Origin of the sequence: Leifsonia shinshuensis, from assembly GCF_014217625.1 — a bacterium.
GTDB lineage: Bacteria > Actinomycetota > Actinomycetes > Actinomycetales > Microbacteriaceae > Leifsonia > Leifsonia shinshuensis_A.
This window is the reverse complement of sequence record NZ_CP043641.1, coordinates 1,104,143-1,118,699: the sequence shown is the minus strand read 5'-3', so window position 1 is coordinate 1,118,699 and position 14,557 is coordinate 1,104,143. Positions and strand designations below refer to the sequence as shown.

General features: G+C 71.5%; 17 protein-coding genes and 1 tRNA gene. 10 read left to right on the top strand and 8 right to left on the bottom strand.

What is annotated here, in order from left to right:
* Positions 1–145 precede the first annotated feature (145 nt).
* Positions 146–607 carry a ribosomal maturation YjgA family protein gene (locus tag F1C12_RS05415; protein WP_185277788.1) on the top strand — a complete coding sequence of 154 codons (462 nt, stop codon included), beginning with the start codon at positions 146–148 and terminating at the stop codon, positions 605–607.
* Here F1C12_RS05415 and F1C12_RS05410 read toward each other — a convergent pair.
* The 4 genes from F1C12_RS05410 to hisN all read right to left on the bottom strand — a co-directional run bounded on the left by F1C12_RS05410 (position 510) and on the right by hisN (position 4,571).
* Positions 510–1,496: an NAD(P)H-quinone oxidoreductase gene (locus tag F1C12_RS05410; RefSeq protein ID WP_185277787.1), complete on the bottom strand. Its 987-nt coding sequence runs from the start codon at positions 1,494–1,496 to the stop codon at positions 510–512. The genes F1C12_RS05415 and F1C12_RS05410 overlap by 98 nt on opposite strands.
* Entirely contained in the window at positions 1,496–2,737 is a 1,242-nt protein-coding gene (locus F1C12_RS05405; protein ID WP_185277786.1) for an ABC transporter permease, read from the bottom strand. Before F1C12_RS05405 ends, F1C12_RS05410 begins: the two co-directional genes overlap by 1 nt.
* Positions 2,738–2,739: 2 nt before the next feature.
* Positions 2,740–3,615: an ABC transporter ATP-binding protein gene (locus F1C12_RS05400; protein ID WP_185278802.1), complete on the bottom strand. Its 876-nt coding sequence runs from the start codon at positions 3,613–3,615 to the stop codon at positions 2,740–2,742.
* A gap of 152 nt (positions 3,616–3,767) precedes the next feature.
* Positions 3,768–4,571: a histidinol-phosphatase gene (hisN, locus tag F1C12_RS05395; protein ID WP_185277785.1), complete on the bottom strand. Its 804-nt coding sequence runs from the start codon at positions 4,569–4,571 to the stop codon at positions 3,768–3,770.
* 122 nt (positions 4,572–4,693) lie between these two features.
* On the opposite strand from hisN, the gene F1C12_RS05390 reads away from it, so the two are divergent.
* The 3 genes from F1C12_RS05390 (at position 4,694) to F1C12_RS05380 (ending at position 6,121) form a co-directional block, all read left to right on the top strand.
* A tRNA-Lys gene (locus F1C12_RS05390) sits at positions 4,694–4,766 on the top strand.
* Positions 4,767–4,907: 141 nt separating this feature from the next.
* A complete protein-coding gene (locus F1C12_RS05385; RefSeq protein WP_185277784.1) occupies positions 4,908–5,708 on the top strand; it encodes an alpha/beta fold hydrolase in 801 nt (266 codons plus the stop codon).
* Positions 5,705–6,121 (top strand): Rid family hydrolase, encoded by a 417-nt coding sequence (locus F1C12_RS05380; RefSeq protein WP_185277783.1) that lies wholly within the window; start codon positions 5,705–5,707, stop codon positions 6,119–6,121. Before F1C12_RS05385 ends, F1C12_RS05380 begins: the two co-directional genes overlap by 4 nt.
* Before the next feature lie 13 nt (positions 6,122–6,134).
* Here F1C12_RS05380 and F1C12_RS05375 read toward each other — a convergent pair whose 3' ends face one another.
* On the bottom strand, positions 6,135–6,656 hold the full coding sequence (locus F1C12_RS05375) for a hypothetical protein (RefSeq protein ID WP_185277782.1): 522 nt from the start codon (positions 6,654–6,656) through the stop codon (positions 6,135–6,137).
* Positions 6,657–6,806: 150 nt separating this feature from the next.
* Between F1C12_RS05375 and F1C12_RS05370 the strand changes: the two genes are divergently transcribed.
* The 6 genes from F1C12_RS05370 (at position 6,807) to F1C12_RS05345 (ending at position 11,675) form a co-directional block, all read left to right on the top strand.
* Positions 6,807–8,018 (top strand): sensor histidine kinase, encoded by a 1,212-nt coding sequence (locus F1C12_RS05370; protein WP_185277781.1) that lies wholly within the window; start codon positions 6,807–6,809, stop codon positions 8,016–8,018.
* Positions 8,015–8,650, top strand: a complete 636-nt coding sequence (locus tag F1C12_RS05365) for a response regulator (RefSeq protein WP_185277780.1) — start codon at positions 8,015–8,017, stop codon at positions 8,648–8,650. The genes F1C12_RS05370 and F1C12_RS05365 overlap by 4 nt, the downstream gene beginning before the upstream one ends.
* A 55-nt stretch (positions 8,651–8,705) precedes the next feature.
* Complete coding sequence (locus tag F1C12_RS05360) at positions 8,706–9,197, top strand: SRPBCC family protein (RefSeq protein ID WP_185277779.1); 492 nt, start codon at positions 8,706–8,708, stop codon at positions 9,195–9,197.
* A complete protein-coding gene (locus F1C12_RS05355) occupies positions 9,194–9,895 on the top strand; it encodes a class I SAM-dependent methyltransferase (RefSeq protein WP_185277778.1) in 702 nt (233 codons plus the stop codon). Before F1C12_RS05360 ends, F1C12_RS05355 begins: the two co-directional genes overlap by 4 nt.
* A gap of 9 nt (positions 9,896–9,904) precedes the next feature.
* Entirely contained in the window at positions 9,905–10,348 is a 444-nt protein-coding gene (locus F1C12_RS05350; protein WP_185277777.1) for a hypothetical protein, read from the top strand.
* A 100-nt stretch (positions 10,349–10,448) separates the two neighbouring features.
* Positions 10,449–11,675, top strand: a complete 1,227-nt coding sequence (locus F1C12_RS05345; RefSeq protein WP_219732685.1) for an MFS transporter — start codon at positions 10,449–10,451, stop codon at positions 11,673–11,675.
* A 13-nt stretch (positions 11,676–11,688) separates the two neighbouring features.
* Here the strand turns inward: F1C12_RS05345 and F1C12_RS05340 are convergent, their stop codons facing one another.
* The 3 genes from F1C12_RS05340 to F1C12_RS05330 all read right to left on the bottom strand — a co-directional run bounded on the left by F1C12_RS05340 (position 11,689) and on the right by F1C12_RS05330 (position 14,531).
* Positions 11,689–12,450, bottom strand: coding sequence for an SDR family oxidoreductase (locus F1C12_RS05340; RefSeq protein WP_185277775.1), 762 nt, complete (start codon positions 12,448–12,450; stop codon positions 11,689–11,691).
* Positions 12,451–12,469: 19 nt separating this feature from the next.
* Positions 12,470–13,588 (bottom strand): AI-2E family transporter, encoded by a 1,119-nt coding sequence (locus F1C12_RS05335; protein WP_258046130.1) that lies wholly within the window; start codon positions 13,586–13,588, stop codon positions 12,470–12,472.
* 100 nt (positions 13,589–13,688) lie between these two features.
* Complete coding sequence (locus tag F1C12_RS05330; protein WP_185277774.1) at positions 13,689–14,531, bottom strand: NAD(P)-dependent oxidoreductase; 843 nt, start codon at positions 14,529–14,531, stop codon at positions 13,689–13,691.
* Positions 14,532–14,557: the final 26 nt, after the last annotated feature.

Below are 14,557 nucleotides of genomic sequence, written 5' to 3'. Positions count from 1 at the left end.
GTTGGTTCTAGCTCAAATTTAGAGTGTAACAAGGTGAACATACAAATTGGAGTGTTATCAACGTGTCGGCCTCGTCACTGCGACGTACTCCGAACTCCATCGCACGCCGGACGCGAGTAGGGTGGGACGCCAATACGCTCAGGTTGTGCCCTCCGTCTCCCGCCGCCGCATCTTCCTGATCGTGGCCGCGGTCGCCACCATCGCAGCCGGCCTGACCGTCCACGAGACGGTCGACAGCTGGGCCGGCGCGTTCGCGGGAGACGCGCTTTACGCGGTGCTGCTGTTCGTGCTGGTCGCCGTCGCGGCGCCGCGGGCGCCGAGTGCGGTCGTGGGTGGGGTCGCGTTCGCGCTCAGCGCTGTCGTCGAGTTCACGCAGCTCACGGGCGTGCCCGCGCATCTGTCCGCGACGGTCCCCGGCGTCGAGCTGGTGCTCGGCTCGACCTTCCAGCGGAGCGATCTGCTCGCCTACGCGATCGGCGCCGCGCTAGCGGCCGCGGTCGACGCGGCGGTCAGGAGACGCGCAGCAGGATCTTCCCGAGGTGCGCGGACGACTCCATCCTCCGATGCGCCTGCGCCGCGTCCGCCAGCGGGAACACCGAGTCGATGACCGGGCGCACGTCGCCGGACGCCAGCAGCGGCCAGACGTGCTCGCGCACGGCGGCGACGATCCCGACCCGTTCGGCGAGCGGACGGGCGCGCATCGTCGTGCCCTGGAGGCGGGCGCGCTTGCTCATCAGGAGGCCCATGTCCACGGCGGCCGGGGTGCGGTCGCGGACCGCGATCGACATGATGCGGCCTCCGGTGGCGAGGGCGTCCAGGTCGCGGGCGATGTACGCGCCGCCGACGATGTCGAGCACGACGTCCGTCCCGCGGCCGTCGGTGAAGGCGCGCACGGCCGCCACGAAGTCGTCGGTGCGGTAGTCGACGGCGGCGTCCGCGCCGAGGCCGCGGCAGAAGGCGGCCTTCTCGGGGCTGCCGGCGGTCGCGATGACGGGCGAGCCGAGCGCGTGGGCGAGCTGGATGGCCATGCTGCCGATTCCGCTGGAGCCGCCGTGCACCAGCAGCGTCTCGCCGGGCGCGAGCGCGCCGAGGTCGAACACGTTCGACCAGACGGTGGCGGCGACCTCCGGGAGACCGGCGGCCTCCACCGGGTCCACGCCGGGCGGGACCGGGAGGACCAGTCCGGCGTCGACCGTGACGTACTCGGCGTAGCCGCCGCCGGGGAGCAGTGCGCAGACGAGGTCGCCCTCGCTCCAACGGCCGGGTTCGACGTCAGGGCCGACCGCGTCGATGACGCCGGAGGCCTCCAGGCCGGGCCACTCCGGGGCGCCGGGCGGCGGCGGGTAGAAGCCGCGGCGCTGACTGAGGTCGGCGCCGTTCAGCCCGGCCGCGATCACGCGGATCCGGACCTCGCCGGGGCCGGGCTGCGGCTCGGGGACGTCGGCGACGGTCAGGACCTCCGCGTCACCGGGCTGCGGCACGACCACGGCGCGCATCAGCGTGCCGCCGATCCGGTGGCCGCCTTGCGCCCCAGCACGTCCGTGATGCGCACCTTGCTGGAGTACTCGATCGACCCGTAGCGGAACAGCCGCACGGCCAGCCGGAGCACGATGAGCGCGAGGATGAACAGCTCGGCGATGATGATGATCGCCTGCCAGAGCGGCAGCGACCCGAACGCGTTGAGGATGAGCGCGGTGATCGGAGCCGTGAACGGGAAGTAGGCCAGGACCTGCAAGATCGGCGCCTCGGGCGTGCTGACCGCGTAGCTGGCTGCATAGATCGGGATGACGACCGCGAAGATCACGACCGAGAAGAACGGCGCGGCGTCCTTCGCGGTCGGCATGACCGCGCCGACGGCGACGAGCGTCCCGGTGAACAGCGCGAATCCGCCGATCGTGATGAGAGCGCCGACGATCATCTTCTGCGGGTCGAACACCAGCGAGCTCAGGTCGAGGTTCGGGATGGAGAGCTGGTCGCGGAAGAACAGATAGCCGATCACGACCGGCAGGGCGAACACCGCTATCTGGATGATCCCGACCGCGAACAGTGAGATCACTTTGCCGACGAGCAGATTCGTCGGGTTGATCGTCGTCAGAATCATCTCGGTGACCCGGTTCTCCTTCTCCTCCAGCGTGGAGTTCAGCATCTGGTTGCCGAGGAAGACGATCACGACGAAGAACGCGGCCAAAAAGATCAGCGGCGGGAGGATGCCCTCGAAGCCCGGGGCGACCGCGCCGTCCTTGAACGTGGTGGTGGCGGTGTTCGTCTCGCCGCGCAGGATCGCGACGTCCACCGGGCTGTCCAGCTTCTTCTCCACGCTGGTCGACAGCAGCGACTGGGCGACGGCGGAGTACTTGTTGTTCGCGAAGACGCCGGCGTCGGCGCCGTAGACCTTGATGGTCTGCTTCGACGGGTCGGCCGGGTAGTCGAAGAAGGCCGGGGTGCCGCCGATCTGCACCTCCTCGACGCCCTCGGAGCTGCTCGCGATCTGCTTGCCGCCGTACTCCTGCGCGGTCGCAGGGTCGACCAGCCCGGACGCGTCGACGTAGAGGAAGTCGAAGCGCTGGTTCTTCTGCTGGTCGGCGGTGTTGGCGCTGGAGGCGTTCGCTGAGATGACGAGCGCTCCGAGTCCGAAGATGAGCAGCGGCATGATCAGCGTCACCGCCCAGAAGCTGCGCTTCTTGATCGTGCGGGTGAACTCGAACCCGATGACGGTGGAGAGGTTGTGGCGGGCCATGGTCAGTCCTCCTGGCGGCTCTCGGCGCCGTAGACCTCGACGAAGATGTCGTCCAGGGATTTGCGGGTGGGAGCGAAGCGCGTGATGTGGAGGCCGGCCTCCACGAGGCCGCGCAGGATCGCCGCGGTGTCGGCGTCGTTCGCGACCTCCAGCTCGGCGTGCCCGTTCTCGTCCTTCGCGACGCGGTAGGCCGCGGAGGCGGGGATCGTGCCGTCGTGATCGACGTGGACGAGGGTGCCGCCGAACTGCTCCTGCACCTCCGAGACGGTGCCGTAGGCGCGCGAGACGCCGTCTTTCAGGAGGATGACACGGTCGCAGAGCCGCTCGACCTCCTCCATCTGGTGGGTCACCATCATCACCGTCGATCCGGCGCGCTTCTGGTCGTCGATGATGTCCATGAGCAGGCGCCGGTTGACAGGGTCGAAGCCCTTCGTCGGCTCGTCCAGGATCAGCAGTTCGGGCTGGTTCATGATCGTGACGCCGAGCTGGACCTTCTGCTGCTGACCGCCGGAGAGCTTGTCGAGCCGGACCTTCTCCTTGTCGCCGATGCCCACGCGCTCCAGGTACTCGCTCGACCAGCGCCGCGCCTTCTCGGCGCCGAGACCCTTCAGCCGGCCGAAGTAGACCATCACGTCGATGACGGACTCCTTCTTGTAGAGGCCGCGCTCCTCCGGCAAGTAGCCGAGCCGTTCGCCGGCCTCCGGGGAGAAGTCCTTGCCGTCGATGTGCAGGACGCCGGCGGTCGGCTGGTAGATGCCGAGCAACGCGCGGATGGTCGTGGTCTTGCCCGACCCGTTGCTGCCGAGGAAGCCGAACGTCTCACCGCGGACGATGTCGAAGGAGAGGTCGCGGATGACGGTGGTCCGCCCGAAGTCCATGCGGAAGCCGGCGATGTGCACGAGGGGCTCGTCGGTGTGGGTGCTCACAGGGTCGAGCCTATTGGGTGGAGTGCGGCGCGGTCGCGGGATGCGGAGGCTATGAAAGTGTTTGCGGGCGTTCGCCGCTCTGCGCGGCGGGGCCGGCGGCGGCGCTACGCGAGCGCGTCGAGCAGGGCCCGGTGCAGCAGCCCGTTCGAGGCGAGCGACGACCCGTGCGACGGCCCCGGCTCGCCGGTCACGGAGGTGAACGTGCCGCCGGCCTCCTCCACGATCGGGATGAGCGCGGCCAGGTCGTAGGTCTTCACGTCGAACTCGCCCACGGCGTCCAGCAGCCCCTCGGCCAGCAGCATGTACGACCACATGTCGCCGTACGCGCGGTCCCGCCACACCCGGCGGGTGAGGGCGACGAGCCGGTCGAGGTAGCCGGCCTGATCCCACTGGGCTATGCTCTGGAAGCTGATCGACGCGTTCGCGAGGTCGTCGACGGCGGACACCCGGATCCGCCGCGGCTCGGCGCCCGGCGCGTCGGTCGTCCACGCGCCGCCGCCCGCCGCAGCCCACCAGCGCTTGCCGAGGGCGGGGGAGCTGACGACGCCGAGGACGGGTGTGCCGTTCTCGGCGAGCGCGATGAGCGTGCCCCAGACCGGCACGCCGCGCAGGTAGTTGGAGGTCCCGTCGATCGGGTCGAGGATCCACTGCCGTGCGGTGTCGCCCTCCGTGCCGTACTCCTCGCCGAGGATCCCGTCGCCCGGGCGCTCGGCGGCCAGCGCCTCCCGGACGGCCCGCTCGACGGCCAGGTCGGCCTCCGTGACGAACGTGCGGTCGGGCTTGGTGTCGACGTGGAGACCGCGCTCGCGGAAATGCGCGGAGGAGATCGAGTCGGCGAGATCGGCGAGCCGCTGCGCGAGCGCCAGGTCGTCGGAGTGGAGCGGAGCGGTGTCGCGAGCGTCGGTCACGCCAGGAGCCTAGCGGGCCGCCGCGGGGACACGCCCGGGCTGCCATGGGTGCTGCACTCGATTGGCGTCGCGCCCGGCGCGGATGCTAGTGTTGAGCCTCGGTCCGGGAAACCGGAACGAATGCGCCTCTAGCTCAATCGGCAGAGCAATTGACTCTTAATCAATGGGTTCAGGGTTCAAGTCCCTGGGGGCGCACCCAACACCGCAGGTGGCGAGAAGCCCCCGATTCCGTGGAGACACCGGTCGGGGGCTTTTTCGTTTCATCGATTGGATCGGCGACTCGGACGAGCATCCTCGCCCTCCCCGCTCACGATCCCCGCGCGGCATAATGCCCGCATGCGGCGCATCCCGCTCTCCACCGGTGTCACCCTGGCCGTGCAGGAGTCCGGCCGGGGCGCGCCGGTCGTGCTGCTTCATGCTTGGGGCGAGACGCACCGCTCGTTCGACCGGCTCGTGCCGCTGCTCCCGGGGGACCTCCGGCTCGTCGTGCCCGATCTGCGCGGCGTCGGTGAGAGCGACAAGCCGGACGGCGGGTACTCGGTGGAGGATGCTGCTGGGGATGTCGTCGCCCTCCTGGACGAGCTTGGCCTTCACGACGGCTGGCTGCTCGGCACCTCCAGCGGCGGCTACCTCGCGCAACAGGTCGCGGTCCAGCATCCCGAACGCGTGCGCGGGCTGGTGCTGGTCGGGGCGCCGAGCGATCTGCGCGGGCAGGTCCCGCGGGCGCTCGCGGGTGAGCTCGCGGCGTTCCACGATCCCGTCACCCCGGACGACATCCGCGCCGTCAACCAAGCGCTTCCGCTGCATGCGCCGGTTCCGGACGGCTTCCTCGCCGATCAGGCCGACGCGGCGCTGACCATTCCGCGCGCGGTGTGGCTCGCGGGGATCGAAGGGCTCGTCACCGCCGAGCCGCCGCTGCGGCGCGGGACGATCGTCGCTCCGGCGCTGGTCCTGTGGGGTGCGGAGGACGACATCCTCCCGGAAACGCAAGCGCACGAGCTGGCCGCGGCGATCGGCGGCAGCCGGCTGGTGATCTACGAAGCGACCGGGCACCTCGTGCTCTGGGAGCGGCCCGGGAGGGTCGCGGAGGATGCGGCGGCGTTCATCGCCGCGCACGAGGGAGGGAGCCCACCATGACGACGCTCAGTATCGGCCCGCACCGCGACGCGATCGTGCCCGCGTTCTGGCGGCCGTTCTTCGAGAGCTCCGGCGTGCCCGCCGCCCTCCGCGACGGCGACACCCTCCACGTCACCGGCCACACCGGCGAGGACGAGGACCTGTCGTTCTCCCCGGACAGTGCCCACCAGATCCGCCGCACGTTCCTGAACCTCGACGCGACGCTCCGGGAGGCCGGGTTCGGCTGGGCGGACGTCGTCGAGCTCCGGTCGTTCCACGTCGGGATCCGTGGTCAGGGGGAGGCGCTGCTCGCGATCGCCGGGGAATTCCTGCCGCGACCGTTCCCGGCCTGGACCGCCGTCGGCGTGGCCGAGCTCTGGGACGAGGGGTCGGTCGTCGAAGTGGCGTGCACGGCGGTGCGGCGGGCGCGGTGATCCGCCGCGGAGACTAGGACCAGGTCAGCGGAGCCACTGCCACCACCGGCTCGGTGCAGTCCGGGTCGCCGTCGCGGTGCTGACGCACGACCACGACGGCCGCGAAACGCGGGACGGTGGAGCCGAGCTCCGACGCCGACGCGAACGGGAAGCGGGAGGCCGGACCGCCGGGCGTTCCTCCGACGCTCGCCGTGGCGGCGGCCTCCGGGACGCAGGAGGCCAGCTCGGCGGGGTCCGCGTCCACCAGGAGGAGCCGGAGCTGGTCCGCACCCGAGTGGAAGGAGTCGAGTGTCAGCACGAGGGCGCCGTCGGCGCTCTCCACGGCGACGCGACCGGACACCCCGTTCGCCGGGGTGAAGGCGCCGACGGCCAGGTCACGTGACGCGGGCGCGGTCGCGCCGGGCGACCCTGATGCGGCCGGTGGCGCGCCGGAGGGCTGCCCGCCCGTCGGCGCGCTCGCCGCAGCGGAGCACCCGCTCAACAGAAGCGCTGCGGCCGTCGTCGCGATCCAGGCGCGCGCGAACTTCGAACTCATGGTTCCCCCCATCCGCCGCATCACCGCGACGTCCCCGCAGCCTAGCGGCTGAGCGGGGCGTCCGCCCTCCCGTTCCGCCCGCTCCGCCCCAGGGCTGATTTCCGCGCGGAGATCCGCCGGCTCACCCCCCGGTCGCCCTAGCGTGTCGGTATGAGTTCGCTTCTGCAACGCAGCCGCTGGCTGTTCGAGCCGGCGCTCGCCGTGGTCTTCTTCGTCTTCTGGGCGATCGACCTCGTCGGACGGCATCAGCTCGGGCCGGGGATGCTCCGCAACGAGGTGCCGTTCTGGGGCGCCCTCCTCCTGCTGGCCGTCGCGATCGGGGTCTCGCACCTCCAGCCCATCCTCGCGATGGCGATCGGGACGGCGATCCTGCTCGGCCAGCTGCTCTTCCCGCAAGCGATCTTCGAAGAGCCGCTGGCCTACCTCGGTTACGCGTTCGTCATCCTCGTCGTCGCCGCGGAGGTCCACGGCCGGATGCGCGTGGGCGCCCTCGTCTTCGCGATCGGGAGCGGCCTCTCCGCGGCCGGGCTGCTCGCCTGGTGGCTGGGTGTCGGCCGGGGCGATGCGGCGGCGCGCGCCATGTTCTTCGTCCTGTGCGCCTCCGCCGCGGCGATCGCCTGGCTGATCGGCACACTGATCGGTGTCTGGCTCCGCAAGCGGAACAGCGAGCTCGAGCTCGAACGCGCGACGGTCGAGCTGCGCGCGGCCGAGACCGAGGCGTTCGTGTCGGGCGAGCGCGAGCGCATCGCGCAGGACGTCCACGACATCATGGCGCACTCGCTGTCGGTGATCCTCGCCCAGGCCGACGGCGCACGCCTGCTGGCCGAGGAGCGTCCCGCGGCGGTGGCCCCGTCCCTGGCGACCATCGCCTCCACGGCTCGCTCGTCGCTGACGGAGGTCCGGGTGCTGATCGAGACGCTGGTGGGCTCGCCGGACGGTCCGGAGCATCCCGGGATGGCCGACCTGGACGAGCTGGTGGCCCGGCTCGGCGGCGCGGGACTGACCGTCACGCTCGAACGCTTCGGGGAGCGCGGGGACCTCACGGCCGCGCAGGAGCTCGCGGTCTACCGGATCGTCCAGGAGGGCCTGACGAACGCGCTCAAGCACGCCGGCCCCGGGGCGGCGGCACGTCTCGCTCTCGACGAGCGCGACGACGGCGTGTCCCTCTCGCTCGCCTCCCGGCCCGGGGTCGCGCGGGGTCCCGCGCCCCAGAACGCCTCGGGTCGCGGACTGATCGGGATGCGCGAACGGGCCAGGCTCGCCGGCGGCTGGCTGGACGCGGGACCGGACGACGACGTCCCAGGCGGCTTCCTCGTGACCGCCTACATCCCGGCGGCCGGCCGGGTGGAGGCGACCGCATGATCCGGGTGGCCGTGGCCGACGATCAGCCGCTGTTCTGCGCGGGCCTCCAGATGATGATCGAGTCGCAGCAGGACCTCGCGTTCGCCGGGGCGGCGCCGGACGGCCTCCAGGCGGTCGAGCTGGCGCGCTCCGGCCGTCCGGACGTGATGCTCATGGACATCCGGATGCCGGTCATGGACGGCATCGCGGCCACGCGCGCGATCCGCGGCGGAGCGTCGTCGGAGCGGCCCCGGATCGTCGTCCTCACGACCTTCGACCGCGACGAGGCGGTGGCGTCCGCGCTCCGGGCCGGAGCCGACGGGTTCCTGCTCAAGGACGCGACGCCCGACTTCATCCTCGCCGCGATCCGCACCGTCCACGAAGGCCACTCGGTCATCGCCCCGAAGTCGACGAGCGAGCTGCTGCGCACGCTCGCGCGCCGGCGGCCGGAGGCGATCGAGCCGCTGTCCGTGCGGGAGAAGGAGGTGTTCCTGCTCGCGGCGCGGGGCCTCAGCAACGGCGAGATCGGCCGGACGGCGTTCATCTCCGACGCGACGGTGAAGTCGCACATCCGGAGCATCCTCGCCAAGCTGGCGCTCACCTCCCGGGTGCAGCTCGTCGCCTTCGCGTACGAGAACGGCCTCGTGCGCTGAGGTGTGAACCGTTCGCCCCTCCCATCCCGTGTACTCCACAGGAGGGACGCACGCCGTGACGACCCCGCGGCCCCGCACCATGACGATCCGCACCGAGAGCCGTATCGTCGTCGCCGGCAGCGTCCGGGACGTGTGGGACTACCTGTGCGACGTCGGGCGCTGGGCGGAGTGGGCGCCGACCGTGCTCGAGTGCCGGGTCCGCGGCGGCAGGCCGCTCGAGACCGGCGCGATCATCGAGCAGCGGGCGCGCGACTTCCGGACGGAGCATCGCCGCATCGAGCGGGTGACCGTCGTGGAGGCGCCGCACGCGATGGCGTTCGCCGGGACCATCGGGTCGTCCCCCGCGCGGTGGGGGATGGAGGTGCTGCCGGCGGGCGAGGACAGCACCGACGCCATCATGTGGGTGGAGGCAGATCTCAGGAACGTCATGCGCGTCATCCCCGGCGGCATCCTCCGGCGCCGGATCCAGCGCACCAGCGACATCGAGATGGCCGCGATCAAGGCCGCCGTTGAGGCCGATGTGCAGGCGGGCGCGGGGTCGCCGTGACGCGGGTGGACGGCGCAGAGCGACTGATCGCGGTGTACCGGCGGAAGGCCGCGCACTACGACGTCACGTCGCGGCTGTACCCGGTGCCGGGCTACCCGCAGCGGTCGCAGCGGCTGCGGGCCGTGCGGGCGCTCGGCCTCCGCCCCGGCGCGACCGTGGTCGAGATCGCGTGCGGCACCGGACTGAACTTCCCGCTGCTGGAGGACGCGATCGGCCCGGGCGGGCGGCTCATCGGCGTGGACCTGACCGATGCGATGCTCGAGCGCGCGCGGCGGCGGGTCGCCGAGCACGGCTGGCGGAACGTCGAGCTGGTGCAGGCCGACGCCGCTGCGTTCGCGTTCCCGGCCGGGGTGGACGCGATCCTGTCGACGTACGCGCTCACGCAGGTCCCCGAGTGCGGCACCGTGGTCGCACACGGTGCGGAGGCGCTCGTGCCCGGCGGCCGCTGGGCGGTGCTCGACCTGAAGACGCCGGACCGGACGCCCGCCTGGCTGGCGCGGGTCGGGGTCGCCGCCGTGGGGAGGTCTGCCTCGCTCGACGAATGGATGCGGCGGCGGCCGTGGGAGGCGATCCGGGCGGCGATGCGGGCGGGGCTGGACGACGCGGCGTGGGAGGAACTGTGCTTCGGGACGGCGTTCCTGGCGGCCGGGGAGGCAGGGCCGGCCGGGGAGGCAGGGCCGGGCGGCCCGGCACGCTAGATTCGCAGCATGCCGACTCCGCGCGCCGCCAGCCGACGGATCCGCGTGCGCCCGAGGGTCATCGTCGCCGGGCTCGCGATCCTGGCGGTGGCCGGCGCGCTCGCCGTGGCGTACGTCCTCCTGAACCCGTCGGTCCTCCCGCCGCGCAGCCCCGTCCCGGTCGCGACCGCGCCGATGTCGACCGTCGCCCGCACCTACATGGCGGCCGCGCAGAGTCAGGACTGCGGGATGACCCGGGCGCTCACCACCTCCAACACCTGGTCGTGGTGCGGGAACCCGCGGCTGCTCGCTTATCGCTTCGTCGCCCGCACCGGCGCGGACGGCGAATGCATGGCCTACGACGTCACTATCGACAGCAGCAACCCGTCCATGGCGAGCGGCACCGAGCCCTGGTCGCTGTGCTTCCGGCAGACGAAGGACGGCTGGCGGCTGTGGGATCAAGGCCAGGGATAGGCGCGACCCGCGCGGTTGCGCCGGCGGCGTTCAGCGCCTACCATCGCAAAAACCGTCCGAAAGACGGTTTCATGCCCGTTCGATGGAGACCCCGGCCCCGATGACCGATCAGCTCACCCGCACCCCGTCCGTTCTGCGGGTCGTGCTGGCCTCCCCGCTCTACCGCGGCGCGACCATAGCCCTGTTCCTCTCGGGGCTCGGCTTCTCGGCTGCGGCTCCGCAGATCGCGCAATTCCTGGTCAAGGATCTCGGCGCCTCGCTCACCACGGCGGGGCTCTACTACCTCACCAACCTCACCGCGCCGGTCGCGGGATATCTGATCGGGCGGCGGTCCGATCGCACCGGCCGCCGGCTCGGCCTGTTCCGGATCTGCGCGGTGGCCGGGTTCCTCGGCTGGCTCGCGATCGCCTTCTCCGGCGCGCTGTGGCTGCCGTTCGTGATCAGCGCGGTCGTGCTCGGGTTCGCGGGGGCGGCGACCTCCCAGCTGTTCGCGGCGATCCACGACGAGCTCGCGGCTGCGCCGACCTCCGCGGCGGACGGCGTGGTGTCCGTCGTCCGGATGGCGCTCACGCTCGGCTGGGTCGTCGGCCCGGTCGCGGGCGCCTTCCTCGCGGCGCAGGCGGGGCTGCGCGCGATGCTGGTGGCGACCGCCGTCTGCACGCTCGCCCAGATCCTCCCGCTCGGGACGCTGCGCGAGCGGGTGGACACGGCGGCCGATACCGGCGAGAACGGTGTCACACGCTCCGCGCACGTGCCGCTGCGGGCGATGGCCGCCCTGCTCGCGTTCACGGGGCTGTTCATCCTGGTCTACGCGGGCGAGCCCATCAAGTACGCGTACCTGCCGATCTACATGAACGACCAGCTGCACTTCCCGGCGGCGCTCAGCGGCGCGATCATCGGCATCCAGCCGCTGGTGGAACTGGCGTTGATGCCGCTGGCGGTGGTGGTCGCGCGCCGGATGGGGATGCTGCCGCTGATGGTGCTCGGCGCGCTTTTCGGCGTCGGCGCGAACCTCCTGTTCGCCACGACGGGGACCGCGCTCGGCCTGTTCGCCGGCCAGATCCTGATGGGCGGCGTCTGGGGCGTCTTCGCCGGCCTCGGGATCATCGTCGCGCAGCGGCTCCTGCCGACCGCGATCGCGACGGCCTCCGCGATCTACCTGAGCGCGCCGGCGCTCAGCTCGGCGCTGGGCGGCCTTGCGGGCGGGCTGGGAGCTGGAGCACTCGGGCTGCCGCTGGTGTTCGTCATCCCGGCCGGCCTGGCGCTGGCGGCGGCGGTGGGACTCCTGGCGCTGAACCGGCGCGTAGGGGAGCGCGTGCGAGGCTGAGCGCCCGCTCCGGCTACCAGGGCAGCACGCCGTAGCCGCCCTCGCCCTCCCGCAGCCAGAGGTGTCCCCACAGCACACCGGACGGCCCGTCGTCGGGCAGGGTCGCCAGGTGGACGCTCGGCTCGGCGCCGTCCTCGACCGAGCGGATGCCGCGGTGGTCGTTGAAGTCGGTGGCCGTGAAGCCGGGGTTGGCGGCGTTCACCTTGATCCGGGTGTCCTTCAGCTCCTTGGCGTACATCGCGGTGAGCATGTTGACCGCCGCCTTGGACGACGGGTACTGCGCGGACGCCGGCATGTCGTAGAGCGGGCTGGCCGGGTCCGACTGGGAGCCGATCGAGCCGACCTCGCTCGACACATTGACGATGCGTCCCGCCTCGGAGCGGCGCAGCAGCGGCAGCATCGCGTTGGTGACGGCGACCAGGCCGAAGACGTTGATGTCGTAGATCGCCCGCATGTCCTCCAGGGACGTCGCGCTGGCGAGCGCGCGCTGCCGGGAGACGGTGGCGCTGCCCGCATTGTTGACCAGCACGTCGAGACGGCCGAACTCCGCGCCGATCCACTCGGCGGCGCGTGCGATCGAGTCGCCCTCCGTCACGTCCAGCTGCACGAATCGCGCGTCCGCGCCGCCGTCGCGCAGTGCGGCCTCCGCCTCCAGCCCGCGCTGCTCGTCCCGCGCTCCGACGAGCACGGTCATCCCGAGCTCGCCGAGCCGCCGGGCCGTCTCGAAGCCGATTCCTTTGTTCGCGCCCGTGATGAGGGCGATCGTCGTGGTCACCCGGTGGACTCTACGCCTGTCACGAGCGGTCCTTCCGCGGCATCACGACCTCCTTGATGATCAGGATGATTCCGGCGGAGATCGGGATGGCGACCAGCGCGCCGGGGAGGCCGAACAGCGTCGAGCCGGCGAGCGCCGAGATGAGGACGACCGATCCGGGCACCTGCACCGCCTTGCCCATCACCTTCGGAGTGAGGATGTATGCCTCCACCTGCATGTAGATCAGCATGAAGACCAGCACGACGATCGCGCTCACCGGCGAGTGGATCAGCGCGAGCACAGTCATCAGGATCGTGGTGAGCACGGTGCCGATCAGGGGGATGAGCGTGATGAAGAACGCCGCGAGCGCGATCAGGAACGCGCCGGGCACCCCGGTGACCAGCAGCAGGATGAGGCTGTAGGTCGCGTTGAAGAACGCGAGGATCACCATCCCGCTCAGGTACTTGCCGAAGTTCTGCAGGATCCGCTCGGTGTAGCCCTCGAACTGCTCCCGGTGCGACTTGCGCACCAGGTGGTAGAGCGAGGCCTTGGTGGAGTCGTAGGAGGCGATGAAGTAGATCGTCAGGATGGCGATGAAGAAGCCGGTCGTGAAGCCGTTCAGCACCGAGAGGCCGACGCCGACCAGGCCGTTGCCGATGTTCGCCCAGGTCTGCGGGTTCTTCACCTGGTCGGAGACCCAGGTGAGGGCCTGGCCGAGGACGCCGTTGCTGGCTTCGTTCGTGCTGTCGAACCAGCCTTCGGCGCGCAGCTTCTCGACCTCCGCCGGGATGGCCGTCGCGAGGTTCGTGATCTGCTGCACGATCAGCGGGACGACCACCCAGATGATGGCGACGAGCACGCCGACGATGAGCAGGATGACGGTGACGATCGCCCAGGCCCGCTTCATCCCGTGCCGCTGGAACCAGCGGATCAGCGGGTCGAGGCCGACGGTCGCGAAGGCGGCGAGGAACACCGAGAAGATGATCGAGCGGAGGCCGTAGAGCATGTAGCCGGTGGCGACCGCGCCGAGCGCGCCGAGGGTGACCACGAAGCCGAACAGCAGCGGGCTGCGCTTCAGGAGCGGCGCGCTGCCGGTGTCGCTGCCTGCGCCCGCGTCGTGCACGTGCATGCGCCGCTCCGGCGACTGGATGAAACGCATGGCCCCCGCCTCTCGGTCCCGGCGTATATTTCACGCCTTGCGCCGAGCGTAGGGGGCCGGGAGTCGGGGTCACAAGCCGACTCGCTCTGCGGAGGCGTGCTCAGCGGTCGCGCGCGATGACCGAGAAGTCCATCCCGCCCTGACCGGCGTCGATCGCGCGCTGCAGCTCGGCGGCGACCAGGGCGACAGCCGGGAGCGGCACGTCGGCGGTCGCGAGCATGAGGCGGGCGTCCTTCGCGAGGGCGTCGGCCGTGAACTGGGCGTCGTCGTAGTCGCCCGCGGTCACGAGCGGTCCCTTCATCGCGGCGAGCGGCGCGATGGCGGTCAGCGAGAGCGTCGCGAGGACGTCGTCGTCGCTGAGGCCGGCGGCGCGGCCGAGACGGAAAGCCTCCGACAGCCCCTCCATCGCGATCGCGAGGGCGAGGTTGGCGACGAGCTTTGCGCCGGTGGCCGCGGCCGGGGAGTCGAAGGTGCGCAGCTTCTCTTGGTCGGCCCACAGCCCGACGATCCGCTTCGCGTCGCGCACCGCGTCGTGCTCGCCGCCGACCAGCACCGCGAGCGCTCCGGCGCGGGCGGGCGCGAGCGACCCGACGACGGGGGAGGCGACGTAGCGGACGCCGAGGGCGGCGGCGCGGTCGGCGAACCCGGCCGCGTCGTCCGGCGAGACGGTCGTCACGTCGATCCAGAGCGTGCCGGGCCGCCAGGGGAGTCCGGAGTCCAGCAGCGTCTCGCGCACCGCCTCCGGCCCGAACAGCACGCTCACGACGGTGTCCGCGCTGCCGACGGCGTCCCCGGCCGAGGCGGCGACGTGCGCGCCACGGCGGCCGATGGTCTCGGCGGGCTCGGGGGAGCGATTCCAGACGGTGACGGTGTGCCCGGCATCGATCAGATGCGGCACGAGCTCGCGGCCCATCCGGCCGAGCCCGAGGAATGCGATGTCCATGGGGCCACTCTCCACCGGTGGGGGCG